The sequence below is a fragment of the Superficieibacter electus genome (genome assembly GCF_002915575.1).
Lineage (GTDB): Bacteria > Pseudomonadota > Gammaproteobacteria > Enterobacterales > Enterobacteriaceae > Superficieibacter > Superficieibacter electus.
Genome location: NZ_PQGD01000024.1, coordinates 1 through 22600 on the forward strand (window position 1 = coordinate 1; position 22600 = coordinate 22600).

The 22600-nt window shown below is 53.2% G+C and carries 16 protein-coding genes and 2 pseudogenes; 10 read left to right on the forward strand and 8 right to left on the reverse strand.

The window, feature by feature from the left end; all coding sequences use genetic code 11:
* Positions 1-816, forward strand: a pseudogene (locus CHU32_RS22875) (chitinase); the annotation flags it as partial.
* Between the two features lie 46 nt (positions 817-862).
* Here CHU32_RS22875 and CHU32_RS22880 read toward each other — a convergent pair.
* The 3 genes from CHU32_RS22880 to rpsT form a co-directional block, all read right to left on the reverse strand.
* Positions 863-2905: a glycoside hydrolase family 31 protein gene (locus tag CHU32_RS22880; RefSeq protein WP_103678449.1), complete on the reverse strand. Its 2043-nt coding sequence runs from the start codon at positions 2903-2905 to the stop codon at positions 863-865.
* 27 nt (positions 2906-2932) lie between these two features.
* Positions 2933-4306 carry an MFS transporter gene (locus CHU32_RS22885; RefSeq protein WP_103678448.1) on the reverse strand — a complete coding sequence of 458 codons (1374 nt, stop codon included), beginning with the start codon at positions 4304-4306 and terminating at the stop codon, positions 2933-2935.
* Positions 4307-4891: 585 nt separating this feature from the next.
* A complete protein-coding gene (rpsT, locus tag CHU32_RS22890) occupies positions 4892-5155 on the reverse strand; it encodes a 30S ribosomal protein S20 (protein ID WP_103678447.1) in 264 nt (87 codons plus the stop codon).
* A 150-nt stretch (positions 5156-5305) separates the two neighbouring features.
* Here rpsT and CHU32_RS28660 point away from each other — a divergent pair.
* The 6 genes and pseudogenes from CHU32_RS28660 to ispH all read left to right on the forward strand — a co-directional run bounded on the left by CHU32_RS28660 (position 5306) and on the right by ispH (position 11449).
* Positions 5306-5475 (forward strand): annotated as a pseudogene (locus CHU32_RS28660) (hypothetical protein).
* 7 nt (positions 5476-5482) lie between these two features.
* Positions 5483-6421 (forward strand): bifunctional riboflavin kinase/FAD synthetase, encoded by a 939-nt coding sequence (gene ribF / locus CHU32_RS22895; protein WP_103678446.1) that lies wholly within the window; start codon positions 5483-5485, stop codon positions 6419-6421.
* Between the two features lie 34 nt (positions 6422-6455).
* The gene (gene ileS / locus CHU32_RS22900) at positions 6456-9272 is read left to right on the forward strand and encodes an isoleucine--tRNA ligase (RefSeq protein ID WP_103678445.1); all 2817 of its coding nucleotides are present in this window, start codon (positions 6456-6458) and stop codon (positions 9270-9272) included.
* The gene (gene lspA, locus CHU32_RS22905; RefSeq protein ID WP_103678444.1) at positions 9272-9772 is read left to right on the forward strand and encodes a signal peptidase II; all 501 of its coding nucleotides are present in this window, start codon (positions 9272-9274) and stop codon (positions 9770-9772) included. Before ileS ends, lspA begins: the two co-directional genes overlap by 1 nt.
* A 275-nt stretch (positions 9773-10047) precedes the next feature.
* Positions 10048-10497, forward strand: coding sequence for an FKBP-type peptidyl-prolyl cis-trans isomerase (gene fkpB, locus CHU32_RS22910; protein WP_103678443.1), 450 nt, complete (start codon positions 10048-10050; stop codon positions 10495-10497).
* Between the two features lies 1 nt (position 10498).
* Complete coding sequence (ispH, locus tag CHU32_RS22915) at positions 10499-11449, forward strand: 4-hydroxy-3-methylbut-2-enyl diphosphate reductase (RefSeq protein ID WP_103678442.1); 951 nt, start codon at positions 10499-10501, stop codon at positions 11447-11449.
* On the opposite strand, the gene CHU32_RS22920 is transcribed toward ispH, so the two are convergent.
* Positions 11450-12355: a LysR family transcriptional regulator gene (locus CHU32_RS22920; protein WP_103678441.1), complete on the reverse strand. Its 906-nt coding sequence runs from the start codon at positions 12353-12355 to the stop codon at positions 11450-11452.
* 92 nt (positions 12356-12447) lie between these two features.
* Here CHU32_RS22920 and CHU32_RS22925 point away from each other — a divergent pair, with 92 nt between their 5' ends.
* The gene (locus CHU32_RS22925) at positions 12448-13077 is read left to right on the forward strand and encodes an alanyl-tRNA editing protein (protein WP_103678440.1); all 630 of its coding nucleotides are present in this window, start codon (positions 12448-12450) and stop codon (positions 13075-13077) included.
* A gap of 84 nt (positions 13078-13161) precedes the next feature.
* On the opposite strand, the gene CHU32_RS22930 is transcribed toward CHU32_RS22925, so the two are convergent.
* From CHU32_RS22930 to CHU32_RS22940, 3 genes are read right to left on the reverse strand one after another with little or no spacing between them, the layout of a single operon-like run.
* Entirely contained in the window at positions 13162-14907 is a 1746-nt protein-coding gene (locus CHU32_RS22930; protein ID WP_103678439.1) for a class I mannose-6-phosphate isomerase, read from the reverse strand.
* A gap of 1 nt (position 14908) precedes the next feature.
* Positions 14909-17563 carry a glycoside hydrolase family 38 N-terminal domain-containing protein gene (locus CHU32_RS22935; RefSeq protein ID WP_103678438.1) on the reverse strand — a complete coding sequence of 885 codons (2655 nt, stop codon included), beginning with the start codon at positions 17561-17563 and terminating at the stop codon, positions 14909-14911.
* 12 nt (positions 17564-17575) lie between these two features.
* Positions 17576-19534 (reverse strand): fructose-specific PTS transporter subunit EIIC, encoded by a 1959-nt coding sequence (locus tag CHU32_RS22940; RefSeq protein WP_103678437.1) that lies wholly within the window; start codon positions 19532-19534, stop codon positions 17576-17578.
* A gap of 298 nt (positions 19535-19832) precedes the next feature.
* Here CHU32_RS22940 and CHU32_RS22945 point away from each other — a divergent pair, with 298 nt between their 5' ends.
* Together CHU32_RS22945 and CHU32_RS22950 are read left to right on the forward strand one after the other, a co-directional pair.
* Positions 19833-20396: a glucose-6-phosphate isomerase family protein gene (locus CHU32_RS22945; RefSeq protein ID WP_103678436.1), complete on the forward strand. Its 564-nt coding sequence runs from the start codon at positions 19833-19835 to the stop codon at positions 20394-20396.
* Entirely contained in the window at positions 20389-21159 is a 771-nt protein-coding gene (locus tag CHU32_RS22950; protein WP_103678435.1) for a glucose-6-phosphate isomerase family protein, read from the forward strand. The genes CHU32_RS22945 and CHU32_RS22950 overlap by 8 nt, the downstream gene beginning before the upstream one ends.
* Before the next feature lie 45 nt (positions 21160-21204).
* Here the strand turns inward: CHU32_RS22950 and CHU32_RS22955 are convergent, their stop codons facing one another.
* Entirely contained in the window at positions 21205-22593 is a 1389-nt protein-coding gene (locus CHU32_RS22955; RefSeq protein ID WP_103678434.1) for a glycoside hydrolase family 1 protein, read from the reverse strand.
* Between the last annotated feature and the right edge of the window lie 7 nt (positions 22594-22600).

The following is a 22600-nucleotide window of genomic DNA, read 5'->3' on the forward strand; positions in this document are numbered from 1 at the left end:
AGTCTGGGTCTGGGCGGTGTGTTTACCTGGACGGTGGATCAGGATAACGGCGTGCTGGTTAACGCGGCGCGTGAAGGTCTGGGTTATGAGCTCAGCAAGAAAGTGATCGACATGGAGCCGTTCTATTTTGAAGGTATCAATGTCATCGCGGCGGACGAAGAAGAAAAAGAAGACGACGCTCAGGAACAAGACGACGACACGCAGGAAGACGAGCAGCAGGAAGACGAGGAAATCGTACCAACGGTAAACCACGCACCGAAAGCGGCTATCGAATTGCTGGTCATCGGCGGTTCCCGTATTCGTCTGAGCGGCGCAAAATCGTCTGATGAAGATAATGACAGCCTGCAATATAGCTGGGGTGTGCCAGCGGATATTGACGTTACTGATAAGACCACCGAAGCTATCGAATTCGTGGTACCGAAAGTCACTGTCGATACCGAATTCATCTTCACCCTGTTCGTCCGCGATTCCAAAGGCGAGCCGTCAACGCAGCAGCGCTTCGTGCTTTCCGTCGTCCCTTTTGCCTCCAGCGCCGATGCTGATGAGGAAGACGAGTACGATTACGATGATGAAGAGTATGAATACGACGATTCAGAGCCGTACCCGGAAGAAGAAGAGGAAGAAGTGATCGAGGCCGATGAAAATGCGCCTCACCCGTGGTGGAACGCCAGCACCGTTTATGGCGCTAACTGGGGTGCTTTTGAAACCGTGAGCTGGAAAGGTCACAACTACCAGGTTAAGTGGTGGTCCTGTGGCGACCAGCCGGATCTCAACTGCAACCAGGGCGATGTCTGGATCGATCTGGGCGCGTACTAATCGTTAACCTTCTGCCCCGGCGTAAGCCGGGGCTGTTTCGTGATAGTTATTGCATCAGCAGCGAGGCATGTTGTCCTTTCTCGCGGATAAATACCGGCAGCGTTTCCAGCGGCGCGCGATAATTCTTCAACGTGACTCCGCCTTCATAACGTTTACCGGTGAAGAAATCCACCCAATTTTCCCCTGCGGGCAGCCAGACGTCACGCTCGCGCATTCCTTCATACATCACTGGTGCAACCAGTAAATCCGGGCCGAAGCAGTATTGATCGGTAATATTCCAGCTCTCGCGCTGATCCGGATACTCAAAGAACATCGTGCGCATGACGGGCGTATTGTACTGGTGCGTTTCCGTCATCACCGCTTTGATGTAGGGTTTGAGCTTATCGCGTAGCGTCAGATAACCGGAGAGGATTGCGCATACCTCCTCGCCATAGCTCCATACTTCGTTTGGCGCGCCGGTCGGACACTGGGCTATCCCGTCGCGGTAAGGCTGTTCCGGCAATTTCTGCGGATCGCGGTTGCCGTGCAGGCGCATCACCGGACTGAACAGCGCCCACTGAAACCAGCGTATCAGCAGTTCATGAAAGCGCGGATCGTGAATATTGCCGCCGTGGAAACCGCCGATATCGGTGGTCCACCACGGGATACCCGCAATTCCCATATTTAACCCGGCGGCAAACTGGTTGCGCAGTGAGCGGAAGGAGGAGTGGATATCGCCGGACCAGACCAGCGCACCGAAGCGCTGGCTGCCCGCCCAGGCGCAGCGCAGCAGGTTAATCACCCGATCTTCGCCTGCGGCTTTGATGCCGTCGAAAAAAGTCTGCGCGTACACCCGCGGATAAAGATTGCCGACTTCCAGCACCGGTCCGGCGTGATAGCGATAGTTGTCGAAATCGTAGATGCTGTATTCCGGCTCCGCTTCATCCAGCCAGAACAACTTAACGCCTTTATCGTAATAGTTTTTCTTTGCTTTTTCCCAGACGTAGCGGCGGGCGTCAGGATGGGTGGCGTCGAAAAAGGTGGTGTTGCCGAGGAAATCCATATTGATTGGCAAACCCCGCTCGGTCTGTACCAGCCAGCCGTTTTCCCGCATCTCTTTATAGCTTTCGGTTCGGCACTCTACCGTCGGCCAGAAGGAGACCATCAGCTCAATGCCCATTGATTTTAGCTCGGCAATCATAGCCTCGGGATCGGGCCAGTCACGTAAATCAAAAGTCCAGTCGCCCTGATTCGGCCAGTGGAAAAAGTCGATCACGATAACCGAAATCGGTAGCTGGCGGCGTTTATACTCGCGGGCCACTTCCAGCAGCTCCTGCTGAGTACGATAGCGCAGTTTGCACTGCCAGAAGCCCATTGCGTAGTCGGGCATCATCGGCGGGCAACCTGTCGCCCGGCCATAGGCGCGGCTGATTTCCGCCGGAGAGTCGCCAGCGGTGATCCAGTAATCCAGTTGTTCGCTTACACTGGCTTCCCATTCGGTGATGTTATTAGCAAAGGTGACGCGTCCTACTGCCGGGTTATTCCACAGGAAGCCGTAGCCGAGGCTTGAGATCATAAACGGCACGGAAGCCTGGGAGTTGCGCTGGGCCAGCTCCAGAATACAACCTTTCAGATTAAGATTGGGTTGCTGATACTGGCCCATGCCGAATATCTTCTCATCTTCACTCGCTTCAAACCTGGCTTTAAGACTGTATTTGCCGCCGGGAATGGGTTTGAATTCCCGGGCTTCCAGATTCAGGGCGCTGACATACTGGCCGTGAGAGGATTCATCTTCGCCAATTTCGCCGCGCTGACGCCAGTACTCCTGCAACAGACACTTATCCGGATGACGATAAAACGCCAGTTGCCCTTTCTGGTTAACGATGACGGTGATCTTGCCGTTTATCATCGTCGCCTGCGTGTTGTCATAGACAATCTGCGGCGCGCAGGGGGCTGGCGTCTCTTCCAGCGCCCAGTTTTCATTGCGCATCACCGGTAAATGACGCCCGCTGCGCACGCGCAGGCTGTTTTCTCCCCAGGCGTCAATCCACAGGTAACGGTCGTTTTGTTGCCAGACGAGACGGTGAGCGTCTTGTTTTACAAATGGCATAATGTGCTCCTTGTTTATGCGGTTAACTTAATGCGTGGCGGTTTGCAGATCGTGATGAATACGATCTTCCATGGCTTCATACTGACGGAAGAACAGAAGCGGGATGGTGGCGAGGGCGAAGAGGATGCAAGGGGTCCAGATAAAGGCCCAGCTAATCCCCAGTAGACTTTCTGTGGTTTGCGCCTGATTAGGAATGTAGCCGAAGGCGTTCATGATCCAGGCAGCGAACGCTGTTCCGATGCCGCTGCCCATTTTGATGCAGAATGTGCTGCCGAAGGCAACAAGCAGTCCGGTGGCTTTGATCCCGGTCTTCCAGTTGCCGTAATCCACCGCAAAGCCCAGCATGGCGAACGGCATTGAACAGGCAATGCCGCTGCCGATATTGCCTGTCACCCAGCCGACAATCAGTAGCGGAACATTATCTGCGGCTACCCACATCAGCACACCGCCGAGAGTTGCGACCAGCAGGCCAGCGATCCAAATCCAGGTTTTGGTCATATAGCGGCTGAAGAAAGGGATGGCGACGATAAACAGGATCTGGATGGTGGCGAGGCTGTTGACCAGCGGGACCAGGTCCTTACGGTCGAGGTTATAGGTTAAATAATAGACAATGGTGGTGGCGCGTTGCTGTAGCGCCACCCAAAAAATCAGGTTGGCCAGTACCATCAGCACCCACGGCCAGTTACCTTTCATTGCCGTAAAACTTTTTTTTATCGGCAACTTTTGCTCTTGCTTCGCTTTACTGGCGTCAATCTCGCGGATATTACGGAAGGCAAAAAGCGTCAGCCCGCAAGATATTAACGCATAGACGCCAGCAGTATACAGAAAGCCTTGTTTATCGTTGCCGTCACCTAAAAATGCGACCAGCGGCAGGGCGGTGGCGTTCATTAATAATACACCGATCTGCCCGCCGGTCATACGAAAGGAATTTAATACTAACCGCTCTTTTGGCGACAGGGTCAGCAGCGGGAGAATAGCCGACAGTGGCGTGTTCAATCCGGTAAATAAAATTCTTGCCAGCATGTAGAATATTGCTGCATATATGGCTTTTCCTGTCATGCTAATATCAGGCGAAAAGAATGACAGGACGCTGAATATGGCAAAGGGTAGCGGCAACCATAAAAACCATGGTCGGCATTTACCGTACTTTGAGCGGGTTTTATCGATGATAATTCCCCACACCGGGGCATCGATACCATCCACGATGCGCGCCAGAAGAAGGATGAATCCGGCAATAGCAAGGCTGATACCGGCGACATCGGTGTAGAAGTAGAGAATGTAGGTAGAGCCGAAACAGTAGAGTAGGTTGCCAGCAACATCCAGAGAGCCATAACTAATTCGCTGGATCATCGGCAGGGTGCCAGACAGGTTATGTCCTGACTCTTCAATAACAGAACTCATAATAAAACTCCTGTATCTGAATATTCCTGCATTCAATACCGCTTAATTTTCTTAGGGGAAAATGATAGCGTCAGATAAATGATATTATCCGATTGAATGCTTTTGTGGATGATATATTCTCTCTAAATATATTATTTCTGTCGCGAAATAGGATGCGATAGATACAGAGAAACTAGTTAACAAATTCTGAGCAATCAATTGCTGTTTTTTGTTTTATGGTTGCGGTAATTGGTTTTTTGCGGGCTAACTTTTTTTATTGTTAACTGTTTCACAAAAAAGTACTGAATGAAAAAAAAGAATTTTCAACATGAAAATATTTTTCTTTTATTTGCGATAGACAATATGTAGCATGATTTTAATTTATAAAAAATAGTGTATCTTTTGAACAATTCAGAGTGGCTATATGGTGGGCGGCGGTGAGGGCCTGCACAGGTCGTCGGGTAAAGCAGGTAAACAACAGTCGAAAACGCATTCCCGGGGCGACGCGCAATGGCTTTGGCTGGATAAGGCGTATGGTGCCGACATACAGACATAAAAAAACCCGCCGTTCAGCGGGTTTTTCACAAAGCGACAACAGTCAGGCGATTACGCCAGTTTGTTGATCTGAGCGGCCAGGTTTGCTTTATGACGCGCAGCTTTGTTTTTGTGGATCAGACCTTTAGCAGCCTGACGGTCCACGATCGGTTGCATTTCGTTAAATGCGTTCTGTGCAGCAGCTTTGTCGCCAGCTTCGATAGCTGCGTATACTTTCTTGATGAAAGTACGCATCATAGAGCGACGGCTAGCGTTGTGTTTGCGAGCCTTTTCAGACTGAACGGCGCGCTTCTTAGCTGATTTGATATTAGCCAAGGTCCAACTCCCAAATGTGATCTTTATGGACAATTCAAAGGCCGAGGAATATGCCCTCTTAGCCTTCTTTTGTCAATGGATTTGTGCAAATAAGCGCCGTTATTATGGCGACGCTCGTTACGTAGTGATGGCGCAGGATTCTACCAGCTTGTGCGGCGTGAATACAGCTTTTCTGCCAGAAAATTCGCATCACAGCGACAGATTTTCCTGTATCCCGCGACAAGGTTAATGAAATCCCGGCCCTTTCTGCTTTAGGATGCAATCGCGGGTTAACGTCGCCCCCTGTACAAGGTATAATCCGACGATTTTCACTGTTTTGAGCCAGAAATGAAGCTGATACGCGGCATACATAACCTCAGCCAGGCCCCGCGCGGGTGTGTGCTAACCATTGGTAATTTCGACGGCGTGCATCGCGGACATCAGGCGTTGCTGAAAAACCTCCGCGCCGAGGGGCAGGCGCGCCATCTTCCGGTGGTGGTGATGATTTTTGAACCGCAGCCGCTGGAGCTTTTTGCTGCGGAAAAAGCACCCGCCCGCCTGACGCGGCTGCGTGAAAAACTGCGCTATCTGGCAGAGTGTGGCGTTGACTACGTGCTGTGCCTGCGCTTTGATCGCCGCTTCGCGGCCCTGACCGCGCAGGCATTTATCAGCGAGCTGCTGGTAGACCGGCTCGGCGTCCAGTTCCTCGCCGTGGGTGATGATTTCCGCTTTGGCGCTGGTCGGCAGGGCGATTTCTTGTTATTACAGAGAGCGGGTGCAGAATTTGGCTTTGACGTGACCAGCACGCAAACCTTTTGTGAAGGCGGGGTACGTATCAGCAGTACCGCCGTGCGTCAGGCGCTGGCCGCTGACGATCTTGAGCTGGCGGCAAGTCTGCTTGGACACCCTTTCACCCTCTCCGGACGCGTAGTCCACGGTGATGCGCTGGGGCGCACTATCGGCTTTCCGACGGCCAATGTGCCGCTTCGCAGGCAGGTTTCTCCGGTAAACGGGGTCTACGCGGTTGAGGTGACGGGGCTCGGCACCCAGCCTTTTTTTGGCGTCGCCAATATTGGTACTCGCCCGACGGTCGCTGGCGTGCGCCAGCAGCTCGAAGTTCACCTGCTGGACGTTGTAATGGACCTTTACGGTCGCCATATAGATGTAATACTGCGTAAGAAAATACGCACTGAGAAGCGATTTGCCTCGCTCGACGAACTGAAAGCGCAAATCGCCAAAGATGAATTAACCGCCCGCGCATTTTTTGGGCTTACGAACCCGGCTTAAATGCCTGGGTGATCAATACGGAACCGAGAATCTGATGAGTGACTTTAAATCGACCCTGAATTTGCCGGAAACAGGGTTCCCGATGCGTGGCGATCTCGCCAAACGCGAACCGGGAATGCTGGCGCGTTGGACCGATGATGACCTGTACGGCATCATCCGTGCAGCCAAAAAAGGCAAAAAAACCTTCATTCTGCATGACGGCCCTCCTTATGCGAATGGCAGTATTCATATAGGTCACTCAGTTAACAAGATTCTGAAAGACATTATCGTGAAGTCCAAAGGGCTTTCCGGTTATGACTCACCTTATGTGCCGGGTTGGGACTGTCATGGTCTGCCGATCGAGCTGAAAGTGGAGCAGGAATTTGGCAAGCCTGGTGAGAAATTCACCGCCGCCGAATTCCGTGCCAAATGCCGCGAATACGCCGCCACTCAGGTCGACGGCCAGCGTAAAGACTTTATCCGTCTGGGCGTGCTGGGCGACTGGTCACATCCGTACCTGACCATGGACTTCAAAACCGAAGCCAACATTATTCGCGCGCTGGGTAAAATCATAGGCAACGGCCACCTGCACAAAGGCGCGAAGCCGGTGCACTGGTGCGTAGATTGCCGTTCTGCGCTGGCGGAAGCGGAAGTTGAGTATTACGACAAAACCTCGCCGTCCATTGACGTGGCTTTTCAGGCTGTCGATCAGGCTGCCATTCAGGCGAAATTCGGCCTGCCGGGCGTCAGCGGCCCGATCTCGCTGGTGATCTGGACCACCACCCCGTGGACCCTGCCTGCTAACCGCGCGATCTCTCTGTCGCCTGAATTTGATTATGCGCTGGTGCAGATCGACGGCCAGGCGCTGATCCTGGCGAAAGATCTGGTCGCAAGCGTGATGCAGCGTATCGGCGTGGCGGATTACACCGTTCTTGGCACGGTAAAAGGGGCCGATCTGGAGCTGATGCGGTTTGCGCATCCGTTCATGGGCTTCGACGTGCCCGCGATCCTGGGCGATCACGTGACGCTGGATGCCGGTACCGGTGCGGTACATACCGCCGGTGGTCACGGCCCTGATGACTATACCATCAGCCAGAAATACGGTCTGGAAATCGCTAACCCGGTCGGCCCCGACGGCGCGTACCTGCCGGGAACCTATCCGGGGCTGGACGGCATCAACGTCTTCAAAGCGAACGATCTGATTGTTGAACTGCTGCGTGAAAAAGGCGCGCTGCTGCACGTCGAAAAAATGCAGCACAGCTATCCGTGCTGCTGGCGTCACAAAACGCCGATCATCTTCCGCGCCACGCCGCAGTGGTTTGTCAGCATGGATCAGAAAGGTCTGCGCGCGCAATCGCTCTCTGAAATCAAAGGCGTACAGTGGATACCTGACTGGGGCCAGGCGCGTATCGAATCGATGGTCGCTAACCGTCCTGACTGGTGTATCTCCCGCCAGCGTACCTGGGGCGTACCGATGTCGCTGTTCGTGCACAAAGATACTGAAGAGCTGCATCCTCGTACTCTTGAACTGATGGAGGAGGTGGCCAAACGGGTTGAAGTGGACGGTATCCAGGCGTGGTGGGACCTCGACAGCCGAGACATCCTTGGCGATGAGGCGGATAACTATGTCAAAGTGCCTGACACCCTCGACGTATGGTTTGACTCCGGCTCTACCCACTCCTCAGTGGTTGACGTGCGTCCGGAGTTTGCCGGTCACGCAGCGGATATGTATCTGGAAGGTTCAGACCAGCATCGCGGCTGGTTCATGTCTTCGCTGATGATCTCCACGGCAATGAAAGGCAAAGCGCCATACCGCCAGGTGCTGACCCACGGCTTTACCGTGGATGGTCAGGGCCGCAAAATGTCCAAATCCATCGGCAACACCGTGTCGCCGCAGGATGTGATGAACAAACTGGGGGCAGATATTCTGCGCCTGTGGGTAGCTTCTACCGACTATACCGGCGAAATGGCGGTCTCGGATGAGATCCTCAAACGCGCTGCTGACAGCTATCGTCGTATCCGTAACACCGCGCGCTTCCTGCTGGCCAACCTTAACGGTTTTGATCCGGCGAAAGACATGGTGAAACCGGAAGAGATGGTGGTGCTGGATCGCTGGGCCGTCGGCTGTGCGAAAGCTGCGCAGGACGAGATCCTCAAGGCCTATGAAAATTACGATTTCCACGAAGTTGTGCAGCGCCTGATGCGCTTCTGCTCCGTTGAAATGGGCTCGTTCTATCTCGACATCATCAAAGACCGCCAGTACACCGCGAAAGCAGATAGCGTGGCGCGTCGTAGCTGTCAGACCGCGCTGTATCACATTGCGGAAGCGCTGGTGCGCTGGATGGCACCGATCATGTCCTTTACCGCGGATGAGATCTGGGGCTACCTGCCGGGCGAACGTGAACAGTACGTCTTTACCGGCGAGTGGTATGAAGGGCTGTTTGGTCTCGCAGAAACGGAAGCCATGAATGATGCCTTCTGGAGCGAGCTGCTGAAAGTGCGCGGCGAAGTCAATAAGGTCATCGAACAGGCTCGTGCCGACAAGAAAGTCGGTGGTTCGCTGGAAGCGACGGTTACGTTGTTTGCGGAACCGGAACTGGCGGCTAAACTGGTGGCGCTGGGCGACGAATTACGATTTGTCCTGTTGACCTCCGGGGCGCAGGTCGCAGATTATGCCGACGCCTCTGCGGATGCCTGGCAGAGCGAGTTGCTCAAGGGGCTTAAAGTCTCGTTGAGTAAAGCCGAAGGTGAGAAGTGCCCGCGTTGCTGGCACTACACTCAGGACGTCGGTAAGGTGGCGGAACACGCAGAAATTTGCGGACGCTGTGTAGTCAACGTCGCCGGTGACGGCGAAAAACGTAAGTTCGCCTGATGAGTAAACCGATCTTTTCAACAGGGCTACGCTGGCTGTGGCTGGTGGTCGTCGTGCTGATTATCGATCTGGGCAGTAAATACCTGATCCTCCAGAACTTTGCTCTGGGGGATACGGTGTCTCTGTTCCCGTCGCTTAATCTGCATTATGCGCGTAACTATGGCGCAGCATTTAGTTTTCTGGCGGATAGCGGCGGCTGGCAGCGCTGGTTCTTTGCCGGCATCGCTGTAGGGATCAGCGTGATCCTCGCAGTGATGATGTACCGGACAAAAGCGACACAGAAGCTGAATAACATTGCTTACGCGCTGATTATTGGCGGTGCGTTGGGTAACCTGTTTGACCGTTTATGGCATGGCTTCGTCGTCGACATGATCGATTTTTACGTCGGCAACTGGCACTTTGCAACGTTCAACCTCGCCGATAGCGCCATCTGTATCGGCGCGGCGCTGATCGTGCTGGAAGGCTTTTTACCGAAGGCCGCAGCGAAAGAGCGCGCGTAGCTGTTGTGCCGGGTGGCGCTATGTTTACCCGGCCTACATGACTATCAGTGATTATCCAGTTTATCCTGGAAAGGTTAAGCGTTGAGCCGTCCTGAGTGCAGGTCTGTTCAAGTAATGTCCGGTAGTGTTATGTCTGTCTGATTTTCTGTAGGCCCGGTAAGCGCAGCGCCACCGGGCATGCGGGCTCGGGAACGGACAAACGTCACCCGACACTCGCTGCATCCTATAAATCCGGATCGCCTGACGTCACCGGATAAAACAAGTGAGCAATCTGCATGTCTAAATCTGTACAGAGCAACAGCGCGGTGCTGGTCCATTTCACACTAAAGCTGGAAGATGGCTCCACCGCTGAGTCAACCCGTAATAACGGCAAGCCAGCGCTGTTTCGTCTTGGTGATGCCTCGCTTTCCGAAGGGCTGGAGCAGCATCTGCTGGGCCTGAAAACCGGGGATAAAACGGCTTTTTCCCTGGAGCCGGATGCGGCGTTTGGTATTGCCAGCCCGGATCTCATTCAATATTTCTCGCGCCGTGAATTTATGGATGCGGGAGAGCCGGAGATTGGGGCAATTATGCTCTTCACTGCAATGGATGGCAGCGAAATGCCTGGGGTGATCCGTGAAATCAATGGCGATTCCATTACCGTCGATTTTAATCATCCGCTGGCCGGGCAAACCGTCCATTTTGATATAGAAGTACTGGAAATCGATCCGGTACTGGAGGCATAACATGCAGATCCTGTTGGCCAACCCGCGTGGTTTTTGCGCCGGGGTAGACCGCGCTATCAGCATTGTTGAGAACGCGCTGGTGATTTACGGCGCGCCAATTTACGTTCGTCACGAAGTGGTCCATAACCGCTACGTGGTCGACAGCCTGCGCGAGCGCGGCGCGATCTTTATTGAGCAAATCAGCGAAGTACCTGATGGCGCAATCCTGATTTTCTCCGCTCACGGCGTTTCTCAGGCGGTGCGTAACGAAGCCAAAAGCCGTGACTTAACGGTTTTCGACGCCACCTGTCCGCTGGTGACCAAAGTGCATATGGAAGTGGCGCGCGCCAGCCGTCGCGGCGAAGAGTCTATTCTTATCGGCCACGCCGGGCATCCGGAAGTGGAAGGCACGATGGGCCAGTACAGCAACCCGCAAGGGGGGATGTATCTGGTGGAATCGCCGGAAGATGTATGGACGCTGGATATTAAAAACGACGCCAAACTGTCGTTTATGACCCAGACCACGCTCTCCGTGGATGACACATCCGACGTTATCGACGCCCTCCGTGAACGTTTTCCGAAAATCGTCGGCCCGCGGAAAGATGATATTTGCTACGCGACCACCAACCGTCAGGAAGCCGTACGCGCGCTGGCGGAACAGGCAGATGTCGTGCTGGTGGTAGGGTCGAAAAACTCCTCTAACTCGAATCGTCTGGCTGAACTGGCACAGCGCATGGGCAAAGCCGCGTACCTGATTGATGATGCGAGCGATATTCAGGAAGCCTGGGTGAGCGGGGCTAACTGCGTGGGTGTTACCGCCGGTGCATCGGCTCCGGATATTCTGGTGCAGAATGTGATCGCGCGTCTTCAGGCGCTTGGCGGCGGGGAAGCCATTCCGCTGGCAGGACGTGAAGAAAACATCGTCTTTGAAGTGCCGAAAGAGCTGCGTGTGGACGTGCGTGAAGTCGACTAATTATCCCTTTTCCGCCATCTTTCGACTGAGATAATCAATCATTGCCCGCATTCTGGCGGGCATATGTTTATTACTCGCCCACAGTAACCAAAGCTGGCCGGAATAGCTGCTGATAAACTCCCAATCCGCTAGCACCTGTACGATTTCACCCTGTGCCAGCGCATCGCGGGCGGTAAACAGCGGCAGGCTACCAATACCTGAATGTTGTTTTACCGCATCAAGTCTTACACCGGTATGGTTAGCGGCGTAGCGTCCGTGTGTCTGAATAGTTTCTGTTTTTCCATCACGGCGAAACTTCCAGCGTGCATCGGCAGGTGATTCCCCGAGACTGATACAGCTATGAACACGTAAGTCCTGCGGCGTTTGCGGCGTGCCGTATTGCTGCAAATATGCCGGGGTGGCGCAAATAATATGAGTTACAGGCATCAGTGGTTTGCCGTGCAGTCCTGGCGAGGGTGAAGAGGTGATCCGCAGCGCCAGGTCGATGCCGTCATCCACAAAGTCCAGATAACGGTCTTCGAGCCGCAGGCAGACATCAATTTTGGGATAGCAGTTAAAAAACTCCAGCATCAACGGATGGATAACAAAACGGCCCACCGCTTTTGGCACGCTGAGCGTCAGCCTGCCCTGCGCCACTTCCTGCTCGCTACTGGCAGAATCCACGGCCTCACGCGCCGCCTCCAGCATCGCCCTGGCATGTTCATACACCGGTCTGCCCACGTCGCTCAGGCGCAGCTTGCGCGTGGTTCGGTGCAATAATTTGCAGCCCATTTCCTGTTCCAGTCGCGAGATGCTGCGGCTGACCGCCGACGGGGTGATCCCACACTGGCGGGCCACCGCTGAAAAGCTCTCCTGTTCGACCACATGAACAAAAAGCGCCAAATCGGGAAGTAAAGTGATGTTCATTTGTGCCTGGTATGCAAAAGTGCATTGAAGGTTTGAGGGATTATCATCATTGCAGATATCAATATACTGTACTGCCAACAAGGAGAACAACCATGACCGAACGCCTGTATTACACCAGCGACGCCCTTACGGGGCATGCGCAGGTGATAAACGTCACTCCTGATGAGGAAGGTCGTTATATGATCGAACTGGATAAAACCCTTTTTCATCCGCAGGGGGGAGGGCAACCGGCGGACCGTGGGCAGATAGCGGGCATAACGGTTGAAGGCGTCGTACAGCGCGATGACCGCATTGTACATCTTCTGGCTGAGCCGCTGGCGACGGGAGAGGTTGAGATGCGTGTTGATGCCACGACTCGCCTGCAACACGCTCGCCTGCATTCCGCCGGACACTTAATTGGTCTGGCAGGAGAACAGTGTGGCTGGCGTCCCGTTAAAGCGCATCACTGGCCCGGAGAAGGAAAGATCACGTTCGCAGCTTCTGGCCACGCCGCTCAGCCAGAGGTCAGCATGCTACTGACGCTGATTCATCAGTGGCTGGCAGACGACCTTCCCCGGCATATTTCATGTGAGGACGGTTTGCGAATGGTCAGCTTCGGGGATTTACTTGCGTATCCCTGTGGCGGAACGCATGTCGCGAATCTTGCGGCCGTCGGAGAGGTTGAAATCACGCAGATAAAAGTAAAAAAAGGCCAGCTGCTGGTGAGTTATACCCTGGCATAAGAAAAGGACCTGCCACAATGCGACGAGTGCCAGTTCACCGGAACGTACCGGTATCTCGTCAGGGCGACGAGATACCGAAAATCACTACCTGACAATGGCTTTCATTGTGGCAAGCTTCTGACCGATTCCTTCTCCCCAGGGCGAAATACGATATTTCCCTACGGCCGCGGGGATAATAAAGGTTTCGGCATAATGCACAATAAACGGCTCGAACGCATTATCCGGACTGTCCACGAGGGCTTCTGTTCCTTCTACCAGGTTAAGAACATTGACGCCGCCGCCAGTGTCATGGATGACCGGCGAGGTAAACCAGTGGCGTCGGGTTTCAATAAACTCACGCTCATGTAAGCCGGTTTGCTCCTCACACCAGCCATCGCCTTCGGCAACCGGTGTAAACTGATTAACCAGGTGTGCTTTGACCCAGTCGGTATCACGCTGCCAGTCGATGACTTTTGCGCCGTGTTGCAGATGCACCGGACGTGGCAGACCGTCCATCCCCTTGCGTCCCCAGTCCCACAGTTTAAAGGTGAAAATGTAGGGGGTGGCGCTGATTTCCAGCACCATGGCTCCTGCCCCGGAGCAGTGAACCGTTCCGGCGGGGATCAGAAAATGATCGTGTTTACGTGCCGGAAAGCGATTAACAAACTTTTCATCGTCAAACGCGCTTTCACCCCGTTCCGCCGCTGCCAGTGACGCCAGCATCTCCTGTGGATCAATACCGGCTTTAGTTCCCAGATACACTTCTGCCCCGGCTTCGGCCTCCAGCATGTAATAACTTTCATCCTGGGTGTAATGCATACCAAAGGTCTGCTGAATATAGTCAGTCAGCGGATGCACCTGAAAACTCAGGTTTTGCCCGCCAATGGTGTCGAGAAAATCAAAGCGAATCGGAAACTCTGCGCCAAAGCGGGCGTGGACTTTTTCTCCCAGTAACGCACGAGGATAGAGCAGAACCAGATCCTGCGAGGGGATTTCGATACGGATCTCGCCAAAACGCAGCAGCAGGCTGTTTTCTTCCGGCACACAGTCGAAGCACCAGGCGTAGTTAGGCTGAGCAGGATCAAGGTCGAACGTTTTTTTCATCCACTGGCCGCCCCAAATGCCGGGGTCGAAGAAAGGCACGACGCGAAAAGGACGCTGCGTGGTTTTCTCCAGACCATATCGCAACGCATCTCCGCCGATCATGGCTGGCGCACCGGCCTGCGTGGTATCCAGTAAATAATCGGTGCGTTGAAGTAATGGGGTCTTATGACGATCAAAGACGCGCCATTCGATAAAGTACGCCCGCTTATAGCGGCGCAGGATATCTTCATGCTCGTTGTGCGCCCCCCAGTTACCTAATTCGCCGCTGCGCATGCGTTGCTGTATTTCCCAGCGGGGCAGATCGGCGTAGAGCAGAATATCACCAGGGTGCACCAGCGCTGCGCCGGGTCCGTAGACGATGACCAGGCCACTTTGCTGCATATCAACCTGATGGCGTAACCGGGCTAATGCATCGGCATCAAAAAAAGCACTCAGCGAGTGGCAGGAGAGTACGCCGAATACCCGATCGTCGGTAATATGATGGGCCAGCTCGGCGCTTAATGCGGCGGCGGATTTACGGGCCGTTTCACTATTAAGAATGAGCGAAGCGCCCAGGGCTGGCAGCACATTTTCCTCCAGCTCCTGCAGGCGCACGCCGGGGTAACAATCCATCACCAGGACCGTTTTTTCGCCACTCGCGCAGCGGGCTTTCAGTTGTCTGATAATCTGCGCCCAGCCTTGCCATGCCTGCTGGTCAAAACCGCTGACCGTCACTTCAGGAAACTTGTCGTAATTTGATTTTCTCATTTCAACATACCTCCTCAAACACGACGGCCAGGGTCAGATAGTCTCTAGCGGCAATAGTGACATTTTCGCTAAGGAGGGAGAGCCGTTCTTCGCGCAGAGAGAGTTGATAACGCTGATGAGGTTGAGCAATATTCAGCGCCAGCGGCTCCGGCTTGTCGCCAGGATTAAACACCCGCAGGATCACTTCGCGCGGATTGTTCCCCGGTTTACATAAACTCAGAACAAGCTGCGCGTTCGCCAGCGCGATAAATTGCGCGTCAGGAATAAGGGGGGATTTCGCTAACGGAATAGTGAACCTTTCCAGTCGTTCTTCAAACGTATTTAAGGTCTGCATCTGGTAGGTAAGATGCCGCTCGCGGTAGCGATCGCACAGTTTTAGCAGTGCAGCATCGGCGAGGTTATCATCCAGCACCAGCGCATAGTCAAACGTCAGGGATTTGAGTAACTGGGCATCGGGCGTCTCCACGACTTTATTATTGATGCCAGAAGCGCGGCCCGGACGCCATGGGGTGTCGTCTCTTCCCAGCAGGCCCGTGCTGCGAAAAAGCGTCAGGGCAATGCTATTTTCGTCAGGTAACACCTCGTACTCTTTAATTCCCTGTGTTATTACGCCCATTGTCGCGTGATCCTCACGCAGGCAGACCATGTTTTCCATGGTGTAAATCGGCATCGGTTTTTCCACAAAACCGTTCTCGCGCCACCCTTGCAGGTAGCGGCTACGGGTTTCGCGTTTAATCAGCGAAAAGCCCTGATCGGCCCAGGAGAAGGCCGGGTTGTCGATCGGCGTTTTAATCTGTACCCGCAGACGGTGATCGACAGCCTCATTAACCAACTGATGACGCACGCGCACCACAGACTCCTGCTGACGCAGTTCCAGAGTGGTGGTGATGGTCATTGGCTGTAAAGGCTCCCCAGCGAGGCGGGCTGGCATATTCAGCGGAATAGCGATCGTCGATGCCAGCGTCATTCGGGCAGTCAGCGGGCTGGTTTCAGTGCTTATCAGGCGGAATTTACCAGCAAACAAATCGTTGTCACCCGGCAGGGGCGCAAAATCAAATTCATCGCCGTTATCGCCACATTCGCTAAAACGCAGCACATCTTCGACCCGCTGGCCGGTAAGGCGATTTTCAAGGATCAACGCACCCTGGCTGAGGGTCAGACGGTAACGCTCATTCTCAATAGTGTCGGCGCTGGATGAGGTTAAAACCGGGCAGGCGACGCCTTCTTTTACCGTCAGCGTCTGGTAACCCAGCCCCTGCATCGGCGGTACGCGCAGCAGGATTTCGCTGCGGTAATAATCATCAACGGATTGCAGTTTTTCCCCTTCAGCCGTCACGATGACAATCTGCCCGCCATCAAGCTGTTGCTGGCTGACAATCGTGCTGTCAATCACGGTATCGCCATGATAGAGCGTGATGTTCTTATCCCGGCTGAAAATCACGGCCTGTACCACGCCATCCAGCGCAGAGATATCGCTGTTGAAGACCACCAGAATCTGACTATGCCCGGTGTGCTGGCTAATCTGATAGCTGATTTTTTTCTTCAGCAGATTAATCAGGCTTAATGCCGAGCGTTCAACGCTGACCAGGCGATGCATATTGTTCTGGTTAACCGCATCGGCATTAGAAGCTTCGATTCCGTTGTGTGCGTGCGCGGAGAACACTTTTTTCCACATCTCATGGATAAGGGGCGCAGGCCAGGAGACACCGAGCAGGGCGGCAATGGCGGTCAGTGGCTCAAGCTGGTCGAGCAACAGACGCTCGGTCTGCCAGGTCTGGCGCTTCAGATCGTAGCGGGTGGAGTGGCAGGTGCGGTGAATGCGTGATTTCTGGCAGGCAAAAAGCTCCCCCTCCAGCGTATGAGTGAACTCAGTAGTTGACCAGACATCGCGCATATAGGACTCGTAGTCTGCCATGGTAAAGTGCCACGGCAGATCCTGCTGATTCAGTCTGGCAACCGTGGCCGGAAAAGTGGCGTTGGGCAGGACCTGATCGCCGCCGCAGGGCAGCAGGACTTTATCGGTAGCCGTGTTCATTTTACTGAGTTGATCAAGGATCGGCAGCAAACGCCCTTTCAGGTAACCCTCGTCAGCACTGAGAAATTTACCCGGACCATAGCCGTAATAGAGGTAGTTCATCGCCACGCTTTTTTGGTTGGGCGAGCGCCAGTGCATATTCAGATTGCCGTTAATCTGATCGGTATACACCCCGCGTTGTAGCACGCAGTAATCAATGCCCAAATCGCGGAAAATCGATGGCAGGTAGCAGTGCTGACCAAAGATATCCGGCAGATAGCCGACGTTCATGCTGTGGCCAAATTGTTCCGCCGTGGCGATGCCATATTGCAGATTACGGATCAGGGACTCACTGCGGATCAGTAAAGAATCGCACTGGGTATACCACGGCCCGACAAACAGACGCCGCTGCGAAATCAGGGCTTTCAGACGTTCGGCATTCTCCGGACGGATTTGTAAATAGTCATCCAGCACAATGGCCAGCCCGTCGAAGGTATAACTGGTAAACATGGGATCGGATTCCAGCAGATTGAGCAGATAGTCGATATTTTCTATCAGCAGAATGTGGGAATCTTCACAGGTGAAATACCACTCTGCGTCCCAGTGGCAATGCGCCACCACATAAACCTCTTTCTTACGCATTTTACTTCCCTGTTAATGGATGATGATCTTACCGCGCTTAATTAACTGATAGCGTACCAGTACGTTTGCCAGCGCAATAAAAATGACGCCGGAGAACATCCCGGCCAGATAGGCCGGAAGATGTTCCACCAGCGGCCAGCCCCAGATAGCGGGCAGGGGGAACCACTGCACCGAGCCGAGACTAATAGCAATAATCGCGCCCAGCACTGCGCCAAGGATGTTGATAGAAATGGTGATCACCGGATTCTTTAACATGAACGGAATCGCCCCCTCACCGATGGCTAAAAAGCCGAGGATCAACGAAGTGGTACCGGTAATACGTTGGTTGGCATCAAACACCCGCTGACGAACAATGTATTTGTCAATCACTGTTGCCAGACCAATCCCGATCGGTGGAATAACGATGCCTAACGTGCGGGCGGTCAGTGGGAAGATATGATCCGCGGCGAGGCCAATGGCGATGGCACCGGCAGATTTATTGACCGGTCCGCCTAAATCGAACGCTGTCAGTGAGGCAATAATCGCCGCCAGAGTCAACGCACTGCCGTTACCGTGGTTGATGATAAATTGCTGGAAGAACTGATTGAGGCTCCCGAAGACCGGATCGACAAAATAGAAGTTAATAAAGAACAGTATCAGCACCGTAAGACCGGGAACGATCAGCATCGGTTTCATGGCCTGCAAATGTTTATGCAGCCGAATATGGCGATTGAGATAATTGGCGATGATGCCTGCCAGCATGCCGAGGATCAGCGCGCCGAGAAAACCGGAAGGTATGCCGCCACTGACGGCCCAGAAGGTATAGTGCAATCCGGCGGCAAACGCGCCGCCGATAAAGCCCGGCACCAGCCCCGGTCTGTCCGCTATGCTATAAGCCATATAGGCGGCAAATACCGGATACATGAACTTCATGATCATGTTGCCGTAGAGCGTCAGGAAGTGACAAATGACCAGCAGGGTATTGGTGTGCGTGGCGAATGTAGCGTTGCCAATATCGGTGACGCCAAAAATACTGGCGGCAAGCTGCCCGATACCGATCATCAGACCCCCTGCGACGATCACCGGGATCATGTAAGAGATGCCGCTGGAGACGCCCATATAAAGCTGAGAAAGAAAGCCCTGTTTTTGGCCTTCCGGGCGCTCGTCGGTTTCACTTGCCGCCGTCACGATACCATCAGGATGATGAAGTAGCCTCTCGATTAATCCTTCGGCATTTTTCAGCGGCTCTGATACCGACGTGGCGACAAAAGGTTTACCGTTAAAACGCGCTTTACCCTTTGGCGGCAGGGACGCGGCGAATATCACCCCTTCGGCCTGCCTGATTTGCGTCTCATTGACCGCATCCTCAATGCCACTCGCGCCCTGTTTTTCACTGTATACGGTCACCCCGCAGGCGGCACCGGCTTTTTCCAGCGCTTCTGCGGCCATATATGTATGCGCAATGCCCGCAGAGCAGGAGGTAATGACAATGATGCTTTTACCAGTATCGTTGACCAGCGAATGCGACTGCGTGGTTTCCGCGCTATCCAGCAGAGAGAGGAATTCCGCTGTCGATTGTGCCTGCTTGAGTGCTAAAACATTTTCTTCATTCATCAGCGCCGTACTGAGCGCCGACAGTAAGCGTAAATGGCCTGCATCATCTTGCTCTGGCACGGCCAGTAAAAAAACTAAATCGACCTTATCTTCACCGTCCATCGTCGGCCAGTCCTCAACAGGCCGGGTAAGGCGGGCGACGGCGAAAGCCGGGTGGATAACGGTATCTGATTTACCATGAGGGATGGCAATACCTTGTTCAAAGCCGGTTTCAGAAAGGCTTTCCCGCTGCCAGACCGCCTGTAAAAAACGGTCTTTGTCGCTGATTTTACCGAGGTTAAACAAGCGCTGGCTTAACTGTTCAAGGATCTCCGTGCGGTTTTGCCAGGGGCTATCCAGGACAATCAGATCGGGGGATGTGACGTGACTTAATATCATGCTGCCTCCGTTACGTGAGCGTGATTCCATGTCAACGTCACATTACACACCAGGTTAATCGATTAATCTCAGGTAAAATGAGTGGTAAATGTGATTAACCTGTCAAAGTCATAAAAAACGTGATGATGACGCTGGCGGTAACGTCTGTCGTGCAAACATGCGGTTAACTCAGCCATTAACCTCTTGCCGAACGCCAGAAGCATGCCTGCTGCCAGGGTAAAATAGTGATCCATCCCTCAGGATTAATCGATTAACCTGCTATTATTTTATCGCTGTTCTCCTTGGGCCGGAGAAAAATATGACAATCTCTATCACTCAGCCGCCGCAGGTGGCATGGGCCAGTGGTCAGTTCACCAACGGACCGCTCATCCGCAAATCAACGCGTCTGCAAAACCTTACTCACGTCTTTATGGATGAAAAAGCCTGGCTGGCGTGCGATCCGCAGCAAATTGTTTATGACGTGGAGATGGTGGATAGCGCTCCGATTGCTGGCGCGTTGTACACCGGCGTAACGCATCTACAGCCGGGAAAAGTAGGCGATGAGTATTTTATGACCCGCGGTCATTTTCATGCCCAGCGCGAGCAGGGGGAAGTTTACTATGGCCTGCGCGGGAGCGGTTTGTTGCTGCTCCAGGATGAGAAGGGCACGGCGCGCCTTGAGCCTGTCTTTCCCGGCTCGGTGCATATCATCCCTGGTTTTACGGCTCACCGACTGATCAACACCGGCAATGATATTCTCTCCGCGCTGGCCGTCTGGCCGTGCGCAGCGGGGCATGATTATGCCGCATTGACGCAGGGATTTAATCTGCGGGTGGTGGAAGAAGTGGGGCGCGTTCAGTTGAAGGAATATCATCATGACTGACTATGGTCTGGATATGTCTGTCCATCAACAGCCACTGGGGTTCAGCTATGGCAATGACGTGATCGGACCGATGCCGGAAATCCGTACTCTCGATCAGATCCGTGGCTCGCTGCGCGATCCTGACTGCGACGGGCCGGAACAGGTGTATGCCATTGCGATGGATGTCGCGCGCCTTCAGGATCGGGAGGAATTACAAAAGCGGATGCTGCTATTTGGCGTGGTGACATACGCGGCAGGCCAGCTAGGCGACGAACCCATTCGTAGCCAGGGGCACGTACATCGCATCAGTCAGCACAGCGGCTGGTCGCCGCCTGAACTTTACGAAATCTGGCAGGGCAAGGCCATTATTTACATGCAGGAGTTCGTTGAAGATGAACCGGGGCGCTGTTTTGCCGTACTGGCAGGGCCTGGTGAAAAAGTGCTGGTACCGCCAGGGTGGGGACATGCTACGATTTCAGCCAGTCCGGATGAAGCGCTAACCTTCGGGGCCTGGTGCGATCGGGAATATGGATTTGAGTATGAGGCAGTACGTGCTCACAAGGGGCTGGCCTGGTATCCGCTGGTGCAAAATAACAACATTATCTGGCAACATAATTCTCATTATCTGCCCGGGCGGCTTCAGGTCGTCACGCCGAGAAAATATACTGAATTTGGCATTACCGACGAGCCAGTCTATCAGCAGTTTATAAATGATCCGGCGCGTTTTCAGTTTATTTCAAAACCGGAAAAAGCAGCAGCCAGCTGGCTTAATTTTCACCCCTGAGAAGTGAATATCAGGTTGCAGGCGTATCCTGCAACCTGATGCTTTTTAGACAATGGTAAATCCGTTATCGTTAATGACCTGACGATACCAGTGAGCACTTTTTTTCAACCGGGTCTCTTTTGTTTGTGGATTAAACTCAACTAATCCATACATATTTTTAAACTGATTGCTTGGCGACCATAAATCAATAAACGACCACAGATGGTAGCCATGAAGATTAACCCCGTCAGTCAACGCCTGGTGAACACAACGCAGATGCTGCTGTAAAAATTCGATACGATAATCGTCCTGGATTTCGCCGTTTTCGCCCCGGTACTTCTCTTCTTTTTCAACCCCCATCCCGTTTTCACTGATATAACATTCAACATTACGATAGGCGTTTTTAATCATCATCAGCGTATCGTATAGCGCCTGAGGGTAAATCTCCCAGCCACGAGAGGTATTCATGACTCGTCCGGGCATAATGTAAGGATCATAAAATGCATCGCGATCCTGTTTTTGCGTTGTTGCAGACTGAGGATCTTTTGCTTTGACCCGAGCAGGGAAATAATAGTTAATGCCGAGAACATCAATAGTGTTGTCGGCAATGATACGCAGATCGTCAGTGGTATATTCCGGTGCCGCTTCGATCTCTGCAAGCATGGTGAAATAATTTTCCGGGAAATGACCGTGGATGAGCGGATCGAGAAAACAGCGGTAGTTTAATAACGCAAAAGCCTCCGCCGCCTGCACATCTTCCGCGTTTTGGCTACGCGGGTAAACATGGTTGATATCAATAACGGAGCCAATTTTTTTGGTAAAGTGATGCTTTTTATAACATTCGACCACGCGAGCATGTGCCAGCACCATGTTAAAAATCACCTGGCTGTGATAGCGAAAATCAACAATATTTGGATAGCAGCGGTCATCATAATACTTCAGATCCGCATCGACCCGTGGCTCATTATAAATATGCCAGATATCGACCAGGTCATCGAACAATTCAAAACATTGTTGGCAGTAGGCCACAAAATCATCAATAACTTCACGGTTGCCAAAGCCACCGCGATCTTCAAACAGCACAGGCATATCAAACCAGTACAACACAACATAGACATCAAGACCACGTTGCTTTAAGTCACGGAATAGCGTCCGATAATACTCTACCGCCTGAGGGTTAACATTTTTGCCATCAGGCATTAACCTTGCCCACAGAATTGAGGTGCGAAAGCTTTGATGATTTAACCGGGAAAGATAATCATGATAAGTTGGATAGCGATGGTACCAGTCCAGCGTGTCATAGGGGCTTTGCTGGTTATAAAAGCGCGTGGGCTGCATCTGGTAATATTTTTCATATACCGTTTGTGCCTTGCCATCCTGATCCCAGGCTCCTTCCGTTCCTTGCGCCCAAATGGCGCTGCCCCAGGAAAAATGGTGTGGAAATTGATAAAACATAATAAGC

Bases quoted from the DNA above. Each gene is read 5' to 3' on its own strand.
- CHU32_RS22880 (WP_103678449.1), bottom strand. From the start codon at position 2,905: ATGCCATTTGTAAAACAAGACGCTCACCGTCTCGTCTGGCAACAAAAC.
- CHU32_RS22885 (WP_103678448.1), bottom strand. From the start codon at position 4,306: ATGAGTTCTGTTATTGAAGAGTCAGGACATAACCTGTCTGGCACCCTG.
- ribF (WP_103678446.1), top strand. From the start codon at position 5,483: ATGAAGCTGATACGCGGCATACATAACCTCAGCCAGGCCCCGCGCGGG.
- ileS (WP_103678445.1), top strand. From the start codon at position 6,456: ATGAGTGACTTTAAATCGACCCTGAATTTGCCGGAAACAGGGTTCCCG.
- lspA (WP_103678444.1), top strand. From the start codon at position 9,272: ATGAGTAAACCGATCTTTTCAACAGGGCTACGCTGGCTGTGGCTGGTG.
- fkpB (WP_103678443.1), top strand. From the start codon at position 10,048: ATGTCTAAATCTGTACAGAGCAACAGCGCGGTGCTGGTCCATTTCACA.
- ispH (WP_103678442.1), top strand. From the start codon at position 10,499: ATGCAGATCCTGTTGGCCAACCCGCGTGGTTTTTGCGCCGGGGTAGAC.
- CHU32_RS22920 (WP_103678441.1), bottom strand. From the start codon at position 12,355: ATGAACATCACTTTACTTCCCGATTTGGCGCTTTTTGTTCATGTGGTC.
- CHU32_RS22925 (WP_103678440.1), top strand. From the start codon at position 12,448: ATGACCGAACGCCTGTATTACACCAGCGACGCCCTTACGGGGCATGCG.
- CHU32_RS22930 (WP_103678439.1), bottom strand. From the start codon at position 14,907: ATGAGAAAATCAAATTACGACAAGTTTCCTGAAGTGACGGTCAGCGGT.
- CHU32_RS22935 (WP_103678438.1), bottom strand. From the start codon at position 17,563: ATGCGTAAGAAAGAGGTTTATGTGGTGGCGCATTGCCACTGGGACGCA.
- CHU32_RS22940 (WP_103678437.1), bottom strand. From the start codon at position 19,534: ATGATATTAAGTCACGTCACATCCCCCGATCTGATTGTCCTGGATAGC.
- CHU32_RS22945 (WP_103678436.1), top strand. From the start codon at position 19,833: ATGACAATCTCTATCACTCAGCCGCCGCAGGTGGCATGGGCCAGTGGT.
- CHU32_RS22950 (WP_103678435.1), top strand. From the start codon at position 20,389: ATGACTGACTATGGTCTGGATATGTCTGTCCATCAACAGCCACTGGGG.
- CHU32_RS22955 (WP_103678434.1), bottom strand. From the start codon at position 22,593: ATGTTTTATCAATTTCCACACCATTTTTCCTGGGGCAGCGCCATTTGG.